The organism is Collinsella sp. LCP19S3_A6 (assembly GCF_052122015.1).
Classification (GTDB): domain Bacteria; phylum Actinomycetota; class Coriobacteriia; order Coriobacteriales; family Coriobacteriaceae; genus Collinsella.
The window spans coordinates 17,324-37,302 of the sequence record NZ_JBQKDD010000011.1; the positions used below are offsets into that span (position 1 = coordinate 17,324).

The 19,979-nt window shown below is 59.4% G+C and carries 22 protein-coding genes; all 22 read right to left on the minus strand.

Translation table 11 applies throughout. From position 1 onward, the window contains the following. Positions 1 to 253: 253 nt before the first annotated feature. A complete protein-coding gene (locus tag ACTQVX_RS07500) occupies positions 254 to 1,090 on the minus strand; it encodes a sugar phosphate isomerase/epimerase family protein (protein ID WP_441062947.1) in 837 nt (278 codons plus the stop codon). 73 nt (positions 1,091 to 1,163) lie between these two features. Further along, positions 1,164 to 2,225: an SIS domain-containing protein gene (locus ACTQVX_RS07505; RefSeq protein WP_441560743.1), complete on the minus strand. Its 1,062-nt coding sequence runs from the start codon at positions 2,223 to 2,225 to the stop codon at positions 1,164 to 1,166. Between the two features lie 170 nt (positions 2,226 to 2,395). After that, a complete protein-coding gene (locus ACTQVX_RS07510) occupies positions 2,396 to 3,610 on the minus strand; it encodes an MFS transporter (protein ID WP_441540180.1) in 1,215 nt (404 codons plus the stop codon). 91 nt (positions 3,611 to 3,701) lie between these two features. After that, positions 3,702 to 4,535, minus strand: a complete 834-nt coding sequence (locus ACTQVX_RS07515) for a PTS system mannose/fructose/sorbose family transporter subunit IID (protein ID WP_427719852.1) — start codon at positions 4,533 to 4,535, stop codon at positions 3,702 to 3,704. Beyond that, on the minus strand, positions 4,516 to 5,289 hold the full coding sequence (locus ACTQVX_RS07520) for a PTS mannose/fructose/sorbose/N-acetylgalactosamine transporter subunit IIC (protein ID WP_035137735.1): 774 nt from the start codon (positions 5,287 to 5,289) through the stop codon (positions 4,516 to 4,518). The genes ACTQVX_RS07515 and ACTQVX_RS07520 overlap by 20 nt, the downstream gene beginning before the upstream one ends. 225 nt (positions 5,290 to 5,514) lie before the next feature. After that, positions 5,515 to 6,405: a DMT family transporter gene (locus ACTQVX_RS07525; protein WP_427719853.1), complete on the minus strand. Its 891-nt coding sequence runs from the start codon at positions 6,403 to 6,405 to the stop codon at positions 5,515 to 5,517. An 88-nt stretch (positions 6,406 to 6,493) separates the two neighbouring features. Next, the gene (locus tag ACTQVX_RS07530) at positions 6,494 to 7,327 is read right to left on the minus strand and encodes a PTS system mannose/fructose/sorbose family transporter subunit IID (protein ID WP_427719852.1); all 834 of its coding nucleotides are present in this window, start codon (positions 7,325 to 7,327) and stop codon (positions 6,494 to 6,496) included. Further along, a complete protein-coding gene (locus ACTQVX_RS07535) occupies positions 7,308 to 8,081 on the minus strand; it encodes a PTS mannose/fructose/sorbose/N-acetylgalactosamine transporter subunit IIC (protein ID WP_427794525.1) in 774 nt (257 codons plus the stop codon). Before ACTQVX_RS07535 ends, ACTQVX_RS07530 begins: the two co-directional genes overlap by 20 nt. A gap of 60 nt (positions 8,082 to 8,141) precedes the next feature. Then, entirely contained in the window at positions 8,142 to 8,624 is a 483-nt protein-coding gene (locus ACTQVX_RS07540) for a PTS sugar transporter subunit IIB (protein WP_427719850.1), read from the minus strand. Positions 8,625 to 8,681: 57 nt separating this feature from the next. Continuing rightward, positions 8,682 to 9,101: a PTS sugar transporter subunit IIA gene (locus tag ACTQVX_RS07545; protein WP_427719849.1), complete on the minus strand. Its 420-nt coding sequence runs from the start codon at positions 9,099 to 9,101 to the stop codon at positions 8,682 to 8,684. A gap of 46 nt (positions 9,102 to 9,147) precedes the next feature. Continuing rightward, positions 9,148 to 10,209 (minus strand): SIS domain-containing protein, encoded by a 1,062-nt coding sequence (locus ACTQVX_RS07550; protein WP_441540179.1) that lies wholly within the window; start codon positions 10,207 to 10,209, stop codon positions 9,148 to 9,150. Positions 10,210 to 10,269: 60 nt separating this feature from the next. Further along, on the minus strand, positions 10,270 to 11,385 hold the full coding sequence (locus ACTQVX_RS07555) for an SIS domain-containing protein (protein WP_441560745.1): 1,116 nt from the start codon (positions 11,383 to 11,385) through the stop codon (positions 10,270 to 10,272). Between the two features lie 193 nt (positions 11,386 to 11,578). Continuing rightward, positions 11,579 to 12,292 (minus strand): GntR family transcriptional regulator, encoded by a 714-nt coding sequence (locus ACTQVX_RS07560; RefSeq protein WP_427719867.1) that lies wholly within the window; start codon positions 12,290 to 12,292, stop codon positions 11,579 to 11,581. Further along, positions 12,277 to 13,044 carry a GntR family transcriptional regulator gene (locus tag ACTQVX_RS07565; RefSeq protein ID WP_441055349.1) on the minus strand — a complete coding sequence of 256 codons (768 nt, stop codon included), beginning with the start codon at positions 13,042 to 13,044 and terminating at the stop codon, positions 12,277 to 12,279. Before ACTQVX_RS07565 ends, ACTQVX_RS07560 begins: the two co-directional genes overlap by 16 nt. A 38-nt stretch (positions 13,045 to 13,082) precedes the next feature. Then, a complete protein-coding gene (locus tag ACTQVX_RS07570; RefSeq protein ID WP_441560747.1) occupies positions 13,083 to 13,571 on the minus strand; it encodes a hypothetical protein in 489 nt (162 codons plus the stop codon). 219 nt (positions 13,572 to 13,790) lie between these two features. Then, positions 13,791 to 14,465 (minus strand): SGNH/GDSL hydrolase family protein, encoded by a 675-nt coding sequence (locus ACTQVX_RS07575; protein ID WP_441560749.1) that lies wholly within the window; start codon positions 14,463 to 14,465, stop codon positions 13,791 to 13,793. Between the two features lie 53 nt (positions 14,466 to 14,518). Next, a complete protein-coding gene (locus ACTQVX_RS07580) occupies positions 14,519 to 16,048 on the minus strand; it encodes an FGGY-family carbohydrate kinase (protein WP_441540175.1) in 1,530 nt (509 codons plus the stop codon). A gap of 11 nt (positions 16,049 to 16,059) precedes the next feature. After that, positions 16,060 to 16,869 carry a BtpA/SgcQ family protein gene (locus tag ACTQVX_RS07585; protein WP_441540174.1) on the minus strand — a complete coding sequence of 270 codons (810 nt, stop codon included), beginning with the start codon at positions 16,867 to 16,869 and terminating at the stop codon, positions 16,060 to 16,062. Positions 16,870 to 16,945: 76 nt separating this feature from the next. Beyond that, a complete protein-coding gene (locus tag ACTQVX_RS07590) occupies positions 16,946 to 17,374 on the minus strand; it encodes a secondary thiamine-phosphate synthase enzyme YjbQ (protein ID WP_441540305.1) in 429 nt (142 codons plus the stop codon). Beyond that, positions 17,374 to 18,237, minus strand: coding sequence for an amidohydrolase family protein (locus tag ACTQVX_RS07595; protein ID WP_441540173.1), 864 nt, complete (start codon positions 18,235 to 18,237; stop codon positions 17,374 to 17,376). The genes ACTQVX_RS07590 and ACTQVX_RS07595 overlap by 1 nt, the downstream gene beginning before the upstream one ends. Before the next feature lie 12 nt (positions 18,238 to 18,249). Beyond that, positions 18,250 to 19,050: a fructoselysine 6-kinase gene (gene frlD / locus ACTQVX_RS07600; protein WP_441540172.1), complete on the minus strand. Its 801-nt coding sequence runs from the start codon at positions 19,048 to 19,050 to the stop codon at positions 18,250 to 18,252. A gap of 56 nt (positions 19,051 to 19,106) precedes the next feature. Next, positions 19,107 to 19,979, minus strand: a complete 873-nt coding sequence (locus ACTQVX_RS07605; protein WP_441540171.1) for a PfkB family carbohydrate kinase — start codon at positions 19,977 to 19,979, stop codon at positions 19,107 to 19,109.

The window sequence follows — 19,979 nt, forward strand, 5'->3', positions numbered from 1 at the left end:
CTGCGCCCCGAAATTACAGTCCAGAACGGGATGCGGTTTCCGGTTGAGGTCTTCAGCGGAAAGTGCGTCCCGGAATTTGGGCTTGGAATGGGATGTACTTTCCGGATAGGACCGCATACGGAAAGTACATCCCATTCTGGAGGCTCATTCCGGGACAGGCTTTCCGGTTGGGCTTCAAGCGGAAAGTCTGTCCCATTTCTCAGAGAGCGCCAAACTAAAATTCGCCAAACGCCAGCTCGGCGCCCTGTCCCACTTAGGCGCCAATCGCACGACGATACTCTGCCATTACCTGCGCATCGGCAGCTGCGGGGTCGGCAAAATAGCGCCAGTCATAGGTCTCGGCCGAAACAACTCCGCGATAGCCGCGCGCCACCAGCCTATCCAGGTCGGCGCGCATATCGCGGTCGCCGTCACCCCAGGCAAGATGCGTCGTGCCGTCTGCCGCAACATCGACAAAATGCACGTGGGCGACATCATCGCCAAGCAGATCGAAATAATCGTCGATGGTATCCCCTGCCACCGCCATAGCGCCCAAATCCAGACACGCCTTAAGTGCCGGATGATCAACTGCCTCGATCATGCGCTTCGTGTCGGCCGCCGAGTTCACGATCATCGACTCAACCGGCTGTAGGGCCTCGAGCACCAGTCGCACGCCGCGCTCTCCCGCATGCTCGCCAATCGCACGCAGCATCGAGGCGCTGCGACCCCACGCGTCCTCGATCGGCTCGTTCAAAAATGCCCAGCCGCTCGAGACCATGACCTGCTCGGCTCCAAGTTCCGTCGCGATATCCACAACGTTCTTAAAGTACGCGAGCGTGCGGGCGCGCGCCTCATTCCCGCGCGCCGCGATATTCCACGGCTTGGGGTTGTTCTGTTCGGGACAAAGCCCCACAATCCGAACCCCATACCGCTGTGATAGCTCCCGCACCTGCTCGAGCGAATCGTATCCATGGCAATCGACATACAGATGCATCGCCCCGGTCCAAAGCTCGCAACACGTGTAGCCCGAGGCCGCTGCCGAAGAAAAGAACTCCTCAAGGTCAAAATAACGATGGCTGATATTCATGGCGGCAAGCTGGGGATAGCTCATAATTACTCTCCAACCTAAGCGAGGCCCCGTTCCATATAGGAGCGAGGCCCAATTACACAAACGTTATTTGCTCTTAGTAGTCGAACTGGTGATAGTAGCGACGGTAGTTGAGGTTGTGCTTGGTGACCGTCTCGTAGTAAGCGGCAAGGCGATCGGTGATCAGCGAGGAGAGGATCCACGGAGACACGATGACGCGGAACTCGTCGTCAAGGCCGGGGATCGCGAACTCGGCGGTGTCGATGACGTTGACGTCGGTGTCGCCGGTCACGCCGCGGGTCAGGAAGGCGCGGACGCGCTCGTCGAGCTTGCGGTTCTCGTCCTCGCCCATGAACAGGAAGACCGGGACGCCGGGCTCCACGAGCTCGAGGGTGCCGTGGAAGAAGTCGGCCGAGGTGATGTAGCGGGTGCGCTTCCACTGCATCTCCTCGAGGATGCACATCGAGAAGAGGATGGTCTCGCCCCACAGGGCGCCGGAGCCGATGAACATGGTGTAGGGGGCCAGGGCGTACTTCTTGGCGAGCTCCTCGGCGCGCGGCTCGAAGCGCTTGCGGATGTCGAGCATGTCCTTCCAGATGTCCTTGGTCTGCTCGATGAACAGGTCGAACTTGGGGAAGCAGCCGCGGCGGTTGAGCAGGCGCAGGCCGAAGCAGTCGGCGAGGTAGTAGCCCATCTCGCAGCCGCCGTTACCATGATCGGAAGCCATCTTGACGCAGTTCTCGGCACCCACAGCCTGGCCGATGGGGCCCTCGGGCTTGGTCATGGCGTAGACGCGCACGCCCATGCCCTTCATCTTCTTGACGGCCTCGAGGACCTCGGGGGTGGTTCCGGACTCGGAGGCGGTGAGCACGACGGACTTCTCGGTCATGCGCTTGTGGCCCATGACGTTCCACTCGGCGGCGTGGATCAGGTAGACCTCGAGGTCGCGGTCGCCGAACTTGTTCATGAGGTACTCGAGCTGCATGAGCTCGTCCCAGGTGCCGCCGACGCCCATCAGGAACACGGCGTCGTAGCCCTCGTCGGCGACCTTGTCGGCGAGCGCGGTCATCTTCTTGCCGGTCTCGTAGAGCGCCTTGCCGTCCTCGAGGTAGCCCTCCTGGTCGAAATGCATGATCTCGATCTTCTCGGTTTCCTTCATGGCTTTTCCTTTCTGTCCTGCACGCAACTCTATACATCGCGTTTATTTTCGATACCAATTATAGACATACACCTAACGTGTTTTTAATACCACTTATCAATCTGTTCCAATCATCGGTGAACGGTCGAAATTCTCTGGTGAGTGGTATTAAATTAGAATTGAATGTATAGCTAACGCCTCTGGCGCCTCCCTTGTGTGACAAAGAACAGCGTTCCTACCAGCGCAATAATGGTCGATGCTCCAAACAGTACCGTCTGGACGCCCAAAGCCTCCGCCAAAAACGGAGCCGCCAGCAGCGGCAGCACGCCGGCGCTCATCAGGCCAAAACGCACAAAGCCGGTAATGCGCCCCAGGTATTTGATGTCGGCGCGCTCCTGAATCAAGATCATCTGCAGCGGTTCCAGGAATCCCCAGGCCAGACCGTTAATCGCTTGACCGATAATCGCGACCCCCAGCATATCGGTGCCCACGTACACCATGGACCCAATGCCCACGGCCATGAGCGCGCCGAGCAACAATCGCAGGTTGACATGGCGAGCAGAAAGCTTGGTCAGGATGAACGCGCCCACCGAGGAAGTGAGGCCCACGACCGAGGACAGCCAGCCCAGCCAGACGATATCCACGTTGAGCACATCGCGGTAGAACAACGACTCCAGCGAATCGAACGCGCCAAACGCAAAGAAACCCAAAAAGCCCGAGATAAAGATGAGACGCAGATCGTGGTCGCGAAACGTAAGTCGCGCGCCCTCGGCCATGCCGCCCAGAATACCGCCCTTCGGCTTCTCCCCTTTTGCGGGAGCAACACACTCGTGACAGCCCAAGGAAAGCACGGCCGCCACACCCATCATGCCCGCCATAAGCAGATAGACCGATTGCGTGGCAAAACAGCTCACGATGGCACCACCGAGCAGCGGGCCAGCGGTATAGGCGATATTGCTGTAGAACACCATGAGGCCGTTCACGCGGGTACGGCCCTCGGTGGTCGACTCCAGGTATCCCGGAAACGCATGCGTGCAGGTGTTGATAAAGCCGCCCGCAAGTCCCAAGACGCACGCGGCAAACACAAGCCCGGGGACAGACAACGGCGCCAACCCCACGCCAAGCGATAGCACTGCCGTAATCACGCACGTCACAAACGACGTCCGGCGCGGTCCAAAGCGGTCGATGACCGAACCCGACACCATATTGCCCACCGACGTCATAAGATTGCGCGCGAGCGTAATGGCGGCAACCAAAAAGGCCGTGCCAGCCAGATCATACGTGGCCGCACCGATAAGCCCCAAAAAGTAGACCGCGTTGTTGGCGCACCACTGCAGGGACTCAATAAGAATCAGCCTGACCTCCGCCGGCTTCAGGCGCATTGCTTCGCGATCCTTCGCGAACATACGAACTCCTTTTACATAAAAAAGGGATGGAGGGCATAGGCCTGCTCCATCCCCTTTCCAGGTTGCAACGAAAATCTATGCAGCTGGGCCCTTACGCCAGCACGCCGAAGAACGCGCCGACGATGCCCACGGCCATGGTGGCCACGATCAGCACCATGGGGTTGATCTTCTTGGACAGCAGCCAGTAGTACAGCCAGAAGGCGAGCATGCCGAGCATGCCGGGCATGATGCCGTCCAGGATGTCCTGGAGGGTCTGGGCGTCCTCGCCCGAGCCGATGGCCACCGGGATGCTGGCCCAGAACATGTCCTTGCACATGGCGCCCACGACCATGACGCCCACGATTCCCACGCAGGTCATGATCTTCTGCATGAGGCCGGTCCTCTGGGCCTCGTCCAGGAAGCCCACGCCCAGCTCGTAGCCCTTGACGGCGCCCCAGATGCGCAGCGCGAAGCCGGGGACGTTGTAGATGAGCAGGAAGGCGATGGGGCCGAAGGGGTTGCCGGCCTGGCACAGGCTGATGCCCACCGCGGCGGCGACCACGCGCAGCGTCGACAGGAAGATGGAGTCGCCGATGCCCGACAGCGGGCCCATGAGGGCGGCCTTGACGTCGTTGACGCTCTCGGGCTCGATCTCGCCGCGGGCGACCTTCTCCTCCATGGCCATCGCGATGCCGCCGACGAACGGGGCGAACTGGACGGTGATGTTGAAGAACGCGCAGTGGCGGTGCAGGGCCTCGGCGTAGTCGTCGGGGCGGCCGGCGTAGATCTTCTTGAGCATGTTGGCGACCATCAGGCAGAAGGCGATGTTCATCTGCTTGTAGTAGGTCCAGGAGAACTCCATGCCCAGGGCGCCGGTGTTGACGGCGCTCTTGATGAGGTCGGAGCGCGTGATCTTGTTCTCGGGACTAGAAGTCATCGTCCTCATCCCCTTCCGCGGAGAGCTGGGGCTGGGCTCCGCCCAGGCCGAGCAGGTCGAACTTGTCGATGCCGATGATGATGGCGATCAGGGCGACGCCCAGGACGGGCACGTTGGCGTAGGAGCACAGCAGAAAGCCCAGGAAGTAGAAGGGCACGAGCTGCTTGGTGAGCACCAGGCGGCCGAGCATGGCGAAGCCCATGGCAGGCAGGATGTTGGCGGCAACGCCGCAACCGTCGATGATGAAGGGCGGGATGAAGTCGAGCAGGCCCTGGATGGCGTCGGAACCCAAATAGAAGGCGCCGCCGCACAGCAGGAAGTACTCGACGCAGCCCCAGATTCCAATTCCCCAATGAACGGCGTAGATGCCTTTGAGGTTTCCCTTGAGGGCGAACTTGTCTGCCATATCGACAAACACAGGGAACAAGGCATTGGTAATGTTGCCGATCGTCAGTGCAAGGACGGCGATGGGCATGGCGAGCGCGATGGCCGTCTCGGTACCCTGACCGAGCTGAATGGCAAACGCGCAGGCGAGCACGCCGCCGACGGTTTCGTTAGGCGGCACGTAGGCGCCGATGGAGATCGAGCCCATGAACAGCAACTCCAGGCTGGCGCCAACGGCAAGGCCAGTCTGCAGGTCCCCCAGCACCAGGCCCACGAGCGGGCACAGGACGATGGGGCGGAACGCGTAGAGGGTGCCGAGCTGGTAGTCGAGGCATCCAAACGCTCCGACTAAGCCGACGAGTATTGCTTGGACAAGCATAATTCCTCCCAATAAGGAATCTCGAACCGTCGTCACTCCCGTCGCGCGCGTTGTTGATATCAATTCCGGGAGTTCGATTCCACGGCTCGAAGCGTACCTGGTGTGCTGCTAACACCCATGCCAGGCACAAATGATTTGATACCAATTATAGGTATGCAGGTTCTTACTATTTAATACCACTCGCTCAGCGGAGTGTTTTTTACCGTAAACGGCAGACGTATCCCGTCAGGCGCGCTCTTTGTTTCGATGGAGGACAAGCGTCACCAGAAAGCCATCGCCAAAGGCATCGGATGCCAAGTTGGCCATAATCACCAAAACGATAATCGCTGCGCCCAAAAACTCGTTCCAGCGAAAGACCTCGCCAAAGAGGAGCGCCGACCAGCAGGGAGCGAGCACGACCTCACTCATGCAAACCAAGTTGGCCGCAAACGCGTTGGTGCGCGCAATCCCCTTGGCATACAGCACACTCGCAAGGCCGCTGCAAAAAAGGCCATGCACCAGCATAAGCCCCCACTCAAAGGGTTTCACGGAGCCTAGGTCGCCGGCAAAATAGACGATCGGAAGTATCGAGATGCCGCAGGAGATGAGCGAGGACACCATAGGCGACGCATCGGGGCGAGAGTTTAAAAAGAAACACAGCCCAAAGGTGGCGCCCGAAATGACGGCAAGCAGATTTCCGAGCATGCCCTCGGCACTCAAATCACCTAAAAAGAAAAGTCCCATACCCGTAAAAGCAACCACCACGGAGGCAATCTTCGCAGGCGAGGGCAACGTGCGAGTTGCGAGCGATTGATACACGATAACGAAAATCATCGAGGTGTACTGCAGAACGATCGCGTTGCCGACCGTCGTGAGCTGGTTGGCAAAGTTAAACGTGGTGCCCGTCACGAAGTTGCAGACGGCCACAAGGACAATAAGACGGCTGACGCGAAAGACGGGCCTGCCGACGAGCAGGATAAAGAGCGCCATAAATATTGCCGTAACGGCACCGATCAAAAGAGCTGACTGCGAATTGGCGCGAACGAGGATGCCGATAAAACTCCACAAGAGCGCCGTGCCAAATAGATACATCGCCCCGCTCACGCCATTATCGGGTGGATTGTCAGATCGAATCACGAAGCACCTCCAGCTAGCTTTCGGTAATAAAAAACGGCGACCGCAATGGGTCGCCGTTTCCCTTGGGGGCAGAATAGAACGCAGGAACCTACGCCAGCACGCCGAAGAACGCGCCGACGATGCCCACGGCCATGGTGGCCACGATCAGCACCATGGGGTTGATCTTCTTGGACAGCAGCCAGTAGTACAGCCAGAAGGCGAGCATGCCGAGCATGCCGGGCATGATGCCGTCCAGGATGTCCTGGAGGGTCTGGGCGTCCTCGCCCGAGCCGATGGCCACCGGGATGCTGGCCCAGAACATGTCCTTGCACATGGCGCCCACGACCATGACGCCCACGATTCCCACGCAGGTCATGATCTTCTGCATGAGGCCGGTCCTCTGGGCCTCGTCCAGGAAGCCCACGCCCAGCTCGTAGCCCTTGACGGCGCCCCAGATGCGCAGCGCGAAGCCGGGGACGTTGTAGATGAGCAGGAAGGCGATGGGGCCGAAGGGGTTGCCGGCCTGGCACAGGCTGATGCCCACCGCGGCGGCGACCACGCGCAGCGTCGACAGGAAGATGGAGTCGCCGATGCCCGACAGCGGGCCCATGAGGGCGGCCTTGACGTCGTTGACGCTCTCGGGCTCGATCTCGCCGCGGGCGACCTTCTCCTCCATGGCCATCGCGATGCCGCCGACGAACGGGGCGAACTGGACGGTGATGTTGAAGAACGCGCAGTGGCGGTGCAGGGCCTCGGCGTAGTCGTCGGGGCGGCCGGCGTAGATCTTCTTGAGCATGTTGGCGACCATCAGGCAGAAGGCGATGTTCATCTGCTTGTAGTAGGTCCAGGAGAACTCCATGCCCAGGGCGCCGGTGTTGACGGCGCTCTTGATGAGGTCGGAGCGCGTGATCTTGTTCTCGGGACTAGAAGTCATCGTCCTCATCCCCTTCCGCGGAGAGCTGGGGCTGGGCTCCGCCCAGGCCGAGCAGGTCGAACTTGTCGATGCCGATGATGATGGCGATCAGGGCGACGCCCAGGACGGGCACGTTGGCGTAGGAGCACAGCAGAAAGCCCAGGAAGTAGAAGGGCACGAGCTGCTTGGTGAGCACCAGGCGGCCGAGCATGGCGAAGCCCATGGCAGGCAGGATGTTGGCGGCAACGCCAAAGCCAGCAAGGACAAAGTCGGGGATAAAGTCGAGCACGCCCTGGATAGCGTCAGCACCCAGATAGAACGACAGCGAGCACAACAGGAACGCCATGATGATACCGGTGGAACCGATCAGGAAGTGCATCGCATAGACGCCCTTAAGGTTGCCCCGGGCAGAGAAAACATCGGCGCGGTCAACCAAAATCGGCAGGGCGGCGTTGAGGATGTTCTTGATGGCAAGGCACAGCGTGGCGATGGGCATAGCGAGCGCGATGGCTGCCTCGGTGCTCTGGCCCAGCTGGATAGCGAAGGCACAGGCGAGCACGCCGCCGATCGTCTCATCGGGCGGCACGTAGGCACCGATGGAGATTGAGCCCATGAACAGCAGCTCCAGGCTCGCACCGATCGCGAGGCCGGACTGCAGGTCCCCCAGCACCAGGCCCACGAGCGGGCACAGGACGATGGGGCGGAACGCATAGAGCGTACCGAGCTGGTAGTCGAACTTACCAAACGCGGCGATAAGTCCGATGAGGATTGCTTGGGTAAGCATACATCCCCCTTTCCTAATAGGACACTACGAAGAACCCGCAGGCTCTTCGAAATTAAACGCCTAGAGCACGCTTGCGCAGTCGACCTTGGGGTCGTCGGCCAGAGGACGAATCTCGACCTCGACGCCGCGGCTCAGCATCTCGCGCACATCGGCTTCCTCGGCCGCAGTCAGGAAGATCTGACGAGAGACCTGACGAGCATCGGGGCGCTTCTCGTCCTTGGGCTTGGTGTTGCCCAGGTTGACCGACTTGATCTGCGGGCAGCCCTCAACAAGCTGCTTTGCCTCAGCGATGGTGGCGACGCAGATAATCATCTTGTATTTGTCAGTCACACCCGAGTTAATGGCCTCGATGGCATTCGCCATATCCTTGATGACGAGCTTGCAGCCGGCAGGCTTGCCCATCTTGAGCGTCGTCTTCCACACCGGGTCGTTAGCGACCTTATCGCCCACGCAGAAGATGCAGTTGGAGCCGAGGCCCTGAACCCAGGAAACTGCGACCTGGCCATGAAGCAGGCGATGGTCGACGCGAAGTAGCTGAATCATAATGTGACCCCCCAAAGGTCTTGTGCCGTCTTACGGCGTGTCAGTAGGTGCTGCGGATTAGAACTCTTCTTCCTCGTCGTCATCGACCAAAAGATCGTTGACAAACTTCACGCGCGTATCGTCCGCAGCGACGATGGTGCGAATCGTCTCTTCAACCGGCACCGACTCGTCAGAGAACAGCAGCTGAATGAGCAGAGGAAGGTTCATGTTGGTAACGAGGTACGTGCGGGGGCGCGTCTGGACGATCTTGGTGAACTCGTTGTTGACGCTGCCGCCAAAGAGGTCGGTGCACACGACGACATCATCGTCGGCAGCCATGCCTGCCAGCAGTTTTTGGGCCTCCTCGGCCACGTCCATGCGGTCATCGACGAACATCGAAAGATCGTGGACGTTGTCGCGAGCGCCCGAGAGTAGCTCGATGCTCTCCTTGATGCCGGTAGCGAAGTGCGCATGGCTGGCGATGATGTACTGTCTCATTCTGTGTTCCTCTCAATAGCCCGGCGCGTTCCCGCACCCGTTTTCTTTAGTAGTCGAACTGGTGATAGTAGCGACGATACTTGAGGTTGTGCTTGGTGACCGTCTCGTAGTAGCGAGCCAGGCGGTCGGTAACGAGCACCGTCAGAATCCACGGGGACACGATGACGCGGAACTCGTCGTCAAGGCCGGGGATCGCGAACTCGGCGGTGTCGATGACGTTGACGTCGGTGTCGCCGGTCACGCCGCGGGTCAGGAAGGCGCGGACGCGCTCGTCGAGCTTGCGGTTCTCGTCCTCGCCCATGAACAGGAAGACCGGGACGCCGGGCTCCACGAGCTCGAGGGTGCCGTGGAAGAAGTCGGCCGAGGTGATGTAGCGGGTGCGCTTCCACTGCATCTCCTCGAGGATGCACATCGAGAAGAGGATGGTCTCGCCCCACAGGGCGCCGGAGCCGATGAACATGGTGTAGGGGGCCAGGGCGTACTTCTTGGCGAGCTCCTCGGCGCGCGGCTCGAAGCGCTTGCGGATGTCGAGCATGTCCTTCCAGATGTCCTTGGTCTGCTCGATGAACAGGTCGAACTTGGGGAAGCAGCCGCGGCGGTTGAGCAGGCGCAGGCCGAAGCAGTCGGCGAGGTAGTAGCCCTTCTCGCAGCCGCCCGAACCATGGTCGGAAGCCATGGCGACGCAGTTCTCGGCGCCGACGGCCTGGCCGATGGGGCCCTCGGGCTTGGTCATGGCGTAGACGCGCACGCCCATGTCCTTCATCTTCTTGACGGCCTCGAGGACCTCGGGGGTGGTGCCGGACTCGGAGGCGGTGAGCACGACGGACTTCTCGGTCATGCGCTTGTGGCCGGAGACGTTCCACTCGGCGGCGTGGATCAGGTAGACCTCGAGGTCGCGGTCGCCGAACTTGTTCATGAGGTACTCGAGCTGCATGAGCTCGTCCCAGGTGCCGCCGACGCCCATCAGGAACACGGCGTCGTAGCCCTCGTCGGCGACCTTGTCGGCGAGCGCGGTCATCTTCTTGCCGGTCTCGTAGAGCGCCTTGCCGTCCTCGAGGTAGCCCTCCTGGTCGAAATGCATGATCTCGATCTTCTCGGTTTCCTTCATTTGTCTCTCCTTTCTGGGGTTGTCTTCACATCCCCCATGCCAACGGGCATCAAAACCCGCTTACATTCCGTAACACTCAGCCGCTTTGGCCTTAAGCGCATTGACTGACTCTTCGTAGCCCTCTGCCTTGACCTCCATTTGCTTGGAGACGGCATCGAGATACGGGTGCACGTCCCATGACTTCAGACGCTCGGCGATCATGGCCGCAATCGTCTGGAAGAACACAAGATTGGGAATTGCGCTGAGCAGCGGAGCCACCTGAGGCACCACAACCTCGTGAGCCTTACCCTTGGGATGGGCCGTGAGCAGCACCGTTTTTGCCGTAACGTTCGATAGCGCATCGGCGATATTCGCAAGACGCTCCGACCCCTGCGGATCGTCGACGATAAACACCAGATAGCCCGGAACAATCTGCATCTCGGGACCGTGGACGAACTCCTCGCCTTCGTGGTGCATGGCAGGAATCTTGATGGTCTCGCTCAGCTTGAGCGCCGCCTCCTCGGCAACACCGTAGTTGGGTCCGTTGCCGACGACCATGGCGGGCGTGTGCTCAGAAAGATCGAGCATGTGGTCTTGGACATATGCCTCGGCGGTCTTGCACATCACGGCATTGGCATGGATAGCCTCGCGCAGGTCGTCAAGACGCTGGGCAACGCCCCTGGCGTCAATCGTTCCGCGCGCCTGACCGCCGTAAATACCAAAGAGCACCAGGTACTCAACGAGAACCTCAACGCCCAGAGTCACAAAGTCCACCGACTCGACGCCCACACCGTAGTCAAGAACGATGTCAGCGTGCTCCTTGATGGGTGCCTCGACGTTTGCCGTGAGCGCAACTGCAGCCATATCGTGTGCGCACATGTAATCGAGCGCCGCAATCGTATTGGTTGAATAGCCGCTCTGCGAGACGGCGATGTTGAGCGCATGCTGTGGATAGGTGTGTTCAAAATCGACGAAGGCCTCGGGCGTCACAACGGACACCTGCATCTGCAGCGCATCTTGCAGGTAATCGCGGGCGCAATCCGCAGCATGGCGCGACGAACCCGAAGCAACGATGCGCAGCGCGTCAAAAGAACCGGACTGGAAAATATCAACGAGCTGCGCTACCAGCTCAGACGAACGCTCGAGGTTCTCTCCCATACGCACATGGGCAAGCTGAACGTAATCGAGCATCTTCATCGTCTCACCTCGTAACAAATCATTAGTATTTGATACCAATCACAGTTACAGGTTACGGCTTTTTGATACCTCTTTGTCGATTAATTTATCCCCTTCGGCGAACGGTCGATTTTGAGCCATGTAAGGTTGTATATACAGTCGGTCAAATTGCCCAAACAGACCGGCTGTTACCGCGCGCGATGCAAAGCCCCAGCTAGTACGTATAGGTGTAGCCGCCCGCATCGCCACGATTGAAGGACTTTACATACTCGATAGCCTGACCGCTCGCGTCATAGCTCACGCATTCCAAAAGCAAAACAAGATCCCCTTGTTCCAAGCCAAGCAAGCCCGCGTCGCGTGCGCCCACCGCCTCGATATCGAGCTTCTCCTGAGCCATGACCGGCTTTCGGCCTAGCATCTCATAGGTCTCGTACAAGCTGAAGACCGACACGTCAATATCTTCGATTGTGGGAAACAGCCGGCACGGGATGAACGCCATCTCAATCGATACGGGATCGCCGTTGACGCAGTTCAAACGCCGAATCGAATACAACAAATCGTCCTCGGCAATGCCAAACAGGTTGGCATAATATGGGCCCGCATAACGCTTGGAACGCGCGAGGATACGGACGGACGGCTCGCCGCCCGAAGCACGAACCGACTCGCGAAAGCCTCCTGTTCGCTCGTAGGCAACGGGTACTTTCTGCGCCACAAACGCGCCCTTTCCGCGGACGCGTCGAATCTGCCCGCGCCGAACCAGCTCATCGACAGCGCTTCGGATGGTCAAGCGTGTCGTACCAAATTCCTCGGCGAGGTCTTTTTCGGACGGAATCATGGAACCCGTGGGATATATACCGCGCTCGATACGTTCCTCGATGCGGCGTCGAATGCGCATATAAACCGGGGTGGCATCTACTGTTTCAGCCATTGTTCACCTGCCACGCTTCTCATTCCGTTCTTTTCGCCGTTATCGGCAAAGCGGAACTTTGTGGGCAAAATCACCGATTTGCAATGCTCCACAAAACGCATGTCCTTATCAAATTCGATCGAGCTCTCATAGAACACCGGCGTTCCCTCTTCTTGCTGGAGCAGCTCGGCCTCCTCGACGTTCAAACGCGAGATGGAGATATGCTCACGTCCATGCTCAACACGCACGCCACCTTCTTTGAGCAAGACATCGTAAAGGCTCTCGCACTCAAAATCGTGCTCGGTAAGCGATGGGCACAGGGACAGGTTAACGTGAGCCGTCTCGATTGACGCCGGCTCGCCCTCAATAAGTCGAACGCGCTGCATGCGGAGCAAAGGAGCGCCTACAGACACCCCAAGCTTGTCGGCAAGCGCCTCATCCGCCTCGATGGTCCCGGTGGAAACCAGACGAGAAGAGGGGTGCAGGCCGGCAGTCCGCACAGCATCGGAGAAGTTATACGTTTCCTGGAAGATGTTCAGCGGCTTGGGAGGACACACATACGTACCCGATCCGCGACGGCTCTCGAGCGTTCCACAAGAGATGAGCCGCGTGATACCGGCGCGCAACGCTGTACGCGAAACGCCGATCTCTTCGCACAGCACGCGCTCGGCCGGCAGGCGATCGCCGCCGGCAAGCTGGTGGTGCTGGATATACCAAAGAATTCCCTCAACAGCACGATCTTTGGGGGGAATTGCATAAGATTCGCCTGCCATTGCACAGACTCCTCATTCAGAAACGTATGCCGCCAAAATTAGACCAGCCCTCCCATGGCATCAAATTCGGCCTTGATCTTCTCGGCAACATTCCGATACGACTTATATAGACTTGAATCGCGTTTGACTTCGTCGGTCATAACGGGAATCTCTAATTTGGAAACCTCGTCTTTTCCCGTCTGAACCGCCACAACAACGCCCATACCAAGACACATATTACGCTTGGCAGCGTTTATTTTCGCCGCCTTGGCAGGATTTGCCAGGATACGCTGGGCAAATTCCTGTTTTGAGACCACTTCCTCGGCCTCCGGATCGCCCGCCTCGGCCACTTCGCACTGCAAAACGTCCGCATAGTCAAAGATCTTCGGCTGCGCACCGCGCTGATGCACGGCCCACTTGCGACGCGCGGCATCCTGGTAGATGGCCGGCAAAAACGTAAACCGCGGCGGGTCCAAAATAGTATCCGTGATGGTAAACACATCGGGATCAAAGGCGTCCTGCGGGTTTTTCTTCTTGAACAGCCCCATATCAGCCTCCCGTACTAGCATTAAACAACTCAAGCCGAATATAGCACCAATTTCAAGCTGTTACTTTAGTTCATCGGTGCATGGCACGTAAAACTCGCCCAGCGGAAGAGTTTACAGACGAGGGCCGGGGCGGCATCAGCAAAGTCTCCATTACTTAAAAATAATCAGACCCCGCATATCGAAACGGTCGAGCGCGCCCGCCCCAAGCGCGGCATCCATCTATGGACGAAATAGCTCTTCCAGAGTGCCCTTGACAGCATGGGCAAGCGCCTCATGGCCCTCGGGAGTCAAGTGGATATGGTCGACGGGGCTTGGATCGCAGACGCCGGCGGCATCCAGGAACGCGCACGTCTGCTCTTCCGCAATCACGCGATAGGACCGCGCCACCTCATGCGAGACCCGAACCGAATGATCGCCAAACGACGAAAGGACCACCTTATCCACACCTTTGCCAACATGCGGCGGGGAGACGATCAAGACCTTGGGCGAGGGGCACCCCACCGCCCAAGGGAAACGTTTGACAGCGAGCACAAGCGACTCGATGCCGCGAGCGATATCGTTTGCGGATAGATTGAAGCAGGTCTTCATGTCGTTAGTCCCCAGCATCAAAACCACGCAATCGATGGGCTGCGCGCTGGCAAGCGCAACCGATATATCGTCCAAACCGCACAAACCGCCCTCGAACGGGTCGCGATGAACCGTGGTCCGGCCGCATAGGCCCTCTTCGACAATCAGCCACTCCGGTCCCAGCAACCCCTGCAGCACGCCCGGCCATCGCACATCGAACGGATAACGAAACCTCGTCCCGCTCGCAACGCCCTCGGGATCGTATCCATAGGTGTTGCTGTCACCAAAACACAATACCGTTCTCACGCTCATCGCGCCCTCTTCCATCTCTCGGGACCCCCGCTCACCGTGCCGCGACGCCCCGTTTGCGCTCTCCGCCATCATCCGACGCTCGCTCCAAGCTCGTGCATAAGGTCGCTGTTCCTTTGGTACAGCATATCGAACACCTTTCGGCGCTCCCGATAAAGCGCATGGACAGCCGGATCGGGTGCCACCACCCCGCCCGCACCGACACGCTCGACAAGCTCGTCCCAGTCCGCGCACGCGCCGTCAGCCAGCGCCGCCATCAGCGCGTCCCCAAAACATGCACCCATCGTCACGCGCGCGGTACGAACCTCTTTACCGCATGCGTCCGCGATCGCTTGCAGCCATACGGGATTCTTGGTACCGCCGCCCACCGCCATAAGACGTTTGATGGCAAGGCCGTGCTCCCGTTCCAAGATATCCACATGCGCCGCCACGGTGAAAGCGATACCCTCCAACGCCGCGCGTGCCACATGCCCGCGAGTATGCCCGACCGTGAGTCCAAACAATACGCCGCGCGCCAAGGGATCGTTCAAGGGGGTGCGCTCACCCGCAAAGTAGGGCAGGCAGATCAGACCATCCGCTCCAGGCGGAACCTCGGACGCCTCGCGCGCCATGACCTCGAATGCGTTCGGTCCCCCAGAAAGCTCATCGGCCAGCGCATCTCGGTAGAACTCGTCCCTAATCCACTTGGTCAGCGTGCCCGCGGTATTCGTTCCCGCGCAGATTCCATACGTACCGGGAATGATAAAGGTCCCGGGCCACAGCCTGGCATCTTCCACCATGCGATCGCTGATATAGATGAAATAACAGCTGCTTCCCATCTGAACCATCAGGTCTCCGGGCACCGCCACACCCGTTGAGATCGCCTCGGCGCCGGAATCCCCGGTTCCGACCAGCACCGGCGTCCCGGCGGCGAGCCCTGTCTCGGCGGCGGCCTGTGGCGTCACCGCGCCCGCGATATCCGTGGCGCTCATGACCTCCGCCATCTGATCGGGACGGCAAAACCCCTTACAGCCCTCATCATCCACTTCCCAGGTCTCCCGGTTATACAAGGGCAGGAAGTCCTCCGCAAGATATCGATCGATGCAGAATCGTCCGGTCAGCTTCGCGCAGAGATAGGACGATGCCGTCAGAAACTTAGCGGCGGCGGTGGCAATCTCGGGCATGTTGTCATAGAACCACATCACTTTAGGGGCTATGTCGGACGAGCAGGGATCGTGTCCCATCATCTCCCTCGCCCGCTCTTCGCCATACGCCGAAAGAATCTTTTCGATCTGGGGCTGGCTCCGCGCATCGACTCCATAGAGAATTGCCGGCGCGAGCGCGCGGCCCTCGCCATCCACCGATACGCAATCGCACCCCAGCGCCGAGAATCCCACGCAGCCGATAGATGAGGGCTCGATACCCATACGTGCGATGATCTCATGGGAGAGCTTGCAGAAATCCCCCCACCAGACCTGCTCAGCATCATGTTCGAACCAACCGGGACGGGGATTGCGGGTCTCGTGCGAGCACGCGACGGAGCACACCACGTTGCAGTCGGAATCTATGAGCACACCCTTCGATTCGCCCGTACCGATATCGATGCCCAAATAATACGTCATCGCCCGGCCCCCTATTCGCCGCGAGCCGCACGCGCAGCCGCCATAAAGGAGGCGACGCGGTCGGCATCGATAGGTGCGGAGAATACACCATCGCGTTTGAGACACGTTCCCACAAAGGCGCCGTCGCAGTGCGAGAGTACATCTGCCACCGTCTCGGCCCTGCAACCGGTGCCGCACACCACGGGAACCTCGGAAGCGGCATCGCGTACGGAACCGACCAGCTCCGAGGAGGGGCCGCGTCCGGGCGCCTCCCCTCCCACAACTAGGGCATCAGGCATGCAGTTAAACATGATGGAATCGGCGATCTGGGCCGTGGTGCGGTCGTTGAGATACACCTCTCCCTCGCTGGTGACAAAATGGAAGAGCTTGAGGTCATCTAGGCGCAAGGCGCTTTTGAGCCGCATGGTATGGGCGAAATCGCGATCGATGACGCCGAGGTCGCCCGCCCATGCACCGGTGAACATGCAGCGCGTAAACTGCGCGTCAACTGCCGCGCACAACTCGATTGTTGCGTCCCCGTCGTAAATCGCCTCCGCGCCCCAGGGCAGCGAAATATGATCGGACAGCGAGCCGATAACGCGCCCCATCGCGGCAAGCGTCACGGCCGACACGCGCTTTTGATACGGCATGCTGAACTCGTTGGTGATCAAGATGCCGTCGACCCCGCCTTCTTGCAGCGCATCGAGATCGCGCTTGGCGGCCTCCGCAACCGAAGCAATGGTTCCACCTGGATAGTACAAGGGGTCTCCGGGCAACGGTTTGAGGTGCAGCAACCCGATAATGGGCTTCTCGGTACCAAACAACTCGGTCAAAAATGACATGGCAACTCCCATCTAAACGTCGTTCCATGCACAACGGGACCGGCGGGATTTTAAATGCCGCCGGTCCCGAATCCGTCTACTCTCCCAAGACCTCAACGTAGATCTTCCTACGCTGAGGCCCATCGAACTCGACAAGGTAGATATTCTGCGCGCCGCCGCAGACCACCCTTCCGTCTTGGACGGGAAATAAGCAGCTGTTGCCGGTGATCATGCTCTTGATATGACCACAGGAATTATTGCCCGTCGCCCCGTAGCTGGGAAGGAAGTGGGCGTGGGCGTAGGGCATGTCCAGGGGCGCGATGCGATCGAGGGTTTCCGCAAGGTCGGTCTCGACGCAGGGAAGGCCCTCATTCACCACGATTCCGCAGGTGGTGTGCGACAAGATGATCGCCGCCAAGCCGTTGGTGACGCCACTTCGCTCGATCGCGGCATGCACATCGCTGGTGATATCTATAAACTGTTCGGGCTTATCGCTCAGATACGATAGGGTCTCAAGCGTAACCATCACAAGTCTCCGCCTTCCAGGAATCGAAGCGCCGTGCCGCCATATAGTCTCTCGCGCGCGTCCTCGCGCATGGGCACGGCATCAAGGGCGCGCTTCAATTTGAACGCACGGAACCGGGGCGTGTTGCTCGCGAACATCACCTGGTGCGACAGGCTCCTCTCGTACCACAGCGGACCCATGTCCTGAGTGAACAGGCGCATCATCATCTCTTCGGGTGAATCCAGATACGTGATCGAGGTCTCGGTGTAGCAGTTGGGATATTTGAGCATCATGGCCACCATTTCGCGAACCCATGGCCATGCGAAATGGGCGAGGCAAAACCTCACATGGGGATGCGTCATGATCACGCGTTCGAAAGCAAGCGGATGACAGGCGGAAAGCGGAGCGGAAGGCTCCCACGACAATCCGGCATCGAACATGACGGGCATGTTGTAATCTTCGCAGATACGATAGAGCCGCTGGGCACGAGGGTCGTTGGGGTCAAATCCCTGTTTCGCGGGATGCAGGAATAAACCCTTTGCCCCCAAATCCTTAAAGGCGCGTTCCAGGGATTCCGGCGCGTCGTCAAGCGCGGGATCCACGCTCGCAAATCCCCAGAGCCTGTCGGGATGCGCGGCGACCAGCGAAGAGATCTGCTCATTCGTCCCAAAATGGCCTCCCAGGGCGCTGGTGACATCCAAGGGCATGAGCACGCTCTTGTCCACGCTGCAGACGTCGAGCTCGACCTCGATCTCATCCCATTCCATAGGGCCCATGTGCCCCATGCCAAATTCTCGCTCCCAAAACGAGAACCCATCCGGCGCATCGCCCGGCGTATAGATCTCCTTGTACAGCATGGGGTGGACATGCATGTCGATTAACATCGCAAACGCCTCCTAGTAGGGCTCGAAGCGACCGATGACGCGCGATGAGAGCTCCGCGCCCTCGCTCATGCACTCATCAACGCCGCCACCGAGTATCAGTCCGTGGGTGAACCCGGCGATATAGGAATCCCCCGCCCCGACCGTGTTGACAACTTCTGCAGCTTCGACAATGCCGCACTCATGGAACCGCTCGCCATCGAACGCGACGCTTCCTCGTTCGCCAAGGGTCGCGACGGCTACACGCGGTCCGTAGCCCTGGACTTTTTCCAGCCACGCGCAAAGCTCCGGCGTATCCTCCTCAAACGACATAAAGGCGTAGTCAACAAACGGAAACAGTTCTTCGCAGCGATACTCGGGATCTTGGCTGAACACGGAAAAGTCCATTACCACCGTTTTGCCCGCGGCATGCCATTCTGGAAGGCGATCGAGGCAATTACCGAACAAATCGGTATGGATGATGTCGTGCTCGAGCACGAAAGCCTCGTCCTCATCTGTAAGGAAGTAATTCTCCATCACCCCGTCGATCGCCTCCAGATGCACGCGGTCGGTTCCGTTTTTGAGCGCCATGAGCATCACGCTGGTATCGCCCTGCTCGACTCGCAGGTGGGAGATATCTATCCCTTCTGCGGCGAGCGCCTCGCGCATCTTCTCGCCGTAGCGATCCTCGCCCACCACGGAAACGACCGAGACGGGTACGCCCATCCTCGAGAGGTGCACGCCCCAATCGACTCCGTTGCCCGTGGGATAGAAGACATCCAGGTTCTGGTAGACATCGGCGCAGCAAAACCCTACTGCGCAGGCACGAACGGTCATTTTGACTCCTAACGCAAGGCGGGGCGCCTCCAAGACACCCCGCCACGACAAACAGCCTAGTTCTCGTAGACCAGCGGGTGGCCCCAGCTGCCCTCGATCTTGCAGGTCTCCGCCGCAAAACCGGCAGCGAAGTCCAAGCTCTCGCGAATCGCGGCCTCGCCGCACTCGCCGGCCTTCTTCTTGGAAAGATAGGTGACCAAAAACGCCGTCAGCAGCGAATCGCCGGCCGCCATAGCGTCCTTGAGGTCCTCGGGCGCCACGGGCTTGATGCCCTGCTCGTAGAAGTTTTCGCCATCATAGGCGACGGAGCCCTTGCTCCCGCGCGACGCGCATACGATTTGGGGGCCAAGCGCCTTCACCCACTCGAGCTTCGTCTTGATATCCTCCAGGGAAGCGTCGCCCATGGACATAAAGGCGTACGTCACAAATGGCGCAATCTGCTCGAAGTACTCGTCGGTGGAGTCATCGGAGAAGTCGAAGCTGATCGGCACGCCGGCAGCCTTGATCTTGGGAAGCTCGCGCTCGGTGAAGCAGTAGTTGCCGCTGTGCACCAGGTCGAAGCCGCTGACGTATTCGGCGGCGAAGCGGTCTATCACATAGCGCATGTCGCCACGTATACCGCCTTCATTGGAACCGAGGAAGATGCGGTCCCCGGTTTCGTCAACGGTCACGCGAGCAGCGCCGTTGACGCCCAGGGCCTGCTGGCAGCGAAGAAGCTCGATGCCCTCGTCCTCAAGCGACGCGATAACGTGCTCTGCTTCCTGATCGGATCCGAAGATTCCCATGTAAGCGCTGCGGTCGACGCCGAGCTTCTTGGCGAAGACGGCGAAGTTCACCGCATTGCCGCCGGGGTACATGGTCTTGATGTGCTCGTACTTATCGACGACATTGTCTCCAAAGCCGAGCACGCTTATAGGATAGGCTGCCAT

Bases quoted from the DNA above. Each gene is read 5' to 3' on its own strand.
- ACTQVX_RS07500 (WP_441062947.1), bottom strand. From the start codon at position 1,090: ATGAGCTATCCCCAGCTTGCCGCCATGAATATCAGCCATCGTTATTTT.
- ACTQVX_RS07505 (WP_441560743.1), bottom strand. From the start codon at position 2,225: ATGAAGGAAACCGAGAAGATCGAGATCATGCATTTCGACCAGGAGGGC.
- ACTQVX_RS07510 (WP_441540180.1), bottom strand. From the start codon at position 3,610: ATGTTCGCGAAGGATCGCGAAGCAATGCGCCTGAAGCCGGCGGAGGTC.
- ACTQVX_RS07515 (WP_427719852.1), bottom strand. From the start codon at position 4,535: ATGAGGACGATGACTTCTAGTCCCGAGAACAAGATCACGCGCTCCGAC.
- ACTQVX_RS07520 (WP_035137735.1), bottom strand. From the start codon at position 5,289: ATGCTTGTCCAAGCAATACTCGTCGGCTTAGTCGGAGCGTTTGGATGC.
- ACTQVX_RS07530 (WP_427719852.1), bottom strand. From the start codon at position 7,327: ATGAGGACGATGACTTCTAGTCCCGAGAACAAGATCACGCGCTCCGAC.
- ACTQVX_RS07535 (WP_427794525.1), bottom strand. From the start codon at position 8,081: ATGCTTACCCAAGCAATCCTCATCGGACTTATCGCCGCGTTTGGTAAG.
- ACTQVX_RS07540 (WP_427719850.1), bottom strand. From the start codon at position 8,624: ATGATTCAGCTACTTCGCGTCGACCATCGCCTGCTTCATGGCCAGGTC.
- ACTQVX_RS07545 (WP_427719849.1), bottom strand. From the start codon at position 9,101: ATGAGACAGTACATCATCGCCAGCCATGCGCACTTCGCTACCGGCATC.
- ACTQVX_RS07550 (WP_441540179.1), bottom strand. From the start codon at position 10,209: ATGAAGGAAACCGAGAAGATCGAGATCATGCATTTCGACCAGGAGGGC.
- ACTQVX_RS07555 (WP_441560745.1), bottom strand. From the start codon at position 11,385: ATGAAGATGCTCGATTACGTTCAGCTTGCCCATGTGCGTATGGGAGAG.
- ACTQVX_RS07560 (WP_427719867.1), bottom strand. From the start codon at position 12,292: ATGGCTGAAACAGTAGATGCCACCCCGGTTTATATGCGCATTCGACGC.
- ACTQVX_RS07565 (WP_441055349.1), bottom strand. From the start codon at position 13,044: ATGGCAGGCGAATCTTATGCAATTCCCCCCAAAGATCGTGCTGTTGAG.
- ACTQVX_RS07570 (WP_441560747.1), bottom strand. From the start codon at position 13,571: ATGGGGCTGTTCAAGAAGAAAAACCCGCAGGACGCCTTTGATCCCGAT.
- ACTQVX_RS07575 (WP_441560749.1), bottom strand. From the start codon at position 14,465: ATGGAAGAGGGCGCGATGAGCGTGAGAACGGTATTGTGTTTTGGTGAC.
- ACTQVX_RS07580 (WP_441540175.1), bottom strand. From the start codon at position 16,048: ATGACGTATTATTTGGGCATCGATATCGGTACGGGCGAATCGAAGGGT.
- ACTQVX_RS07585 (WP_441540174.1), bottom strand. From the start codon at position 16,869: ATGTCATTTTTGACCGAGTTGTTTGGTACCGAGAAGCCCATTATCGGG.
- ACTQVX_RS07590 (WP_441540305.1), bottom strand. From the start codon at position 17,374: ATGGTTACGCTTGAGACCCTATCGTATCTGAGCGATAAGCCCGAACAG.
- ACTQVX_RS07595 (WP_441540173.1), bottom strand. From the start codon at position 18,237: ATGTTAATCGACATGCATGTCCACCCCATGCTGTACAAGGAGATCTAT.
- frlD (WP_441540172.1), bottom strand. From the start codon at position 19,050: ATGACCGTTCGTGCCTGCGCAGTAGGGTTTTGCTGCGCCGATGTCTAC.
- ACTQVX_RS07605 (WP_441540171.1), bottom strand. From the start codon at position 19,979: ATGGCAGCCTATCCTATAAGCGTGCTCGGCTTTGGAGACAATGTCGTC.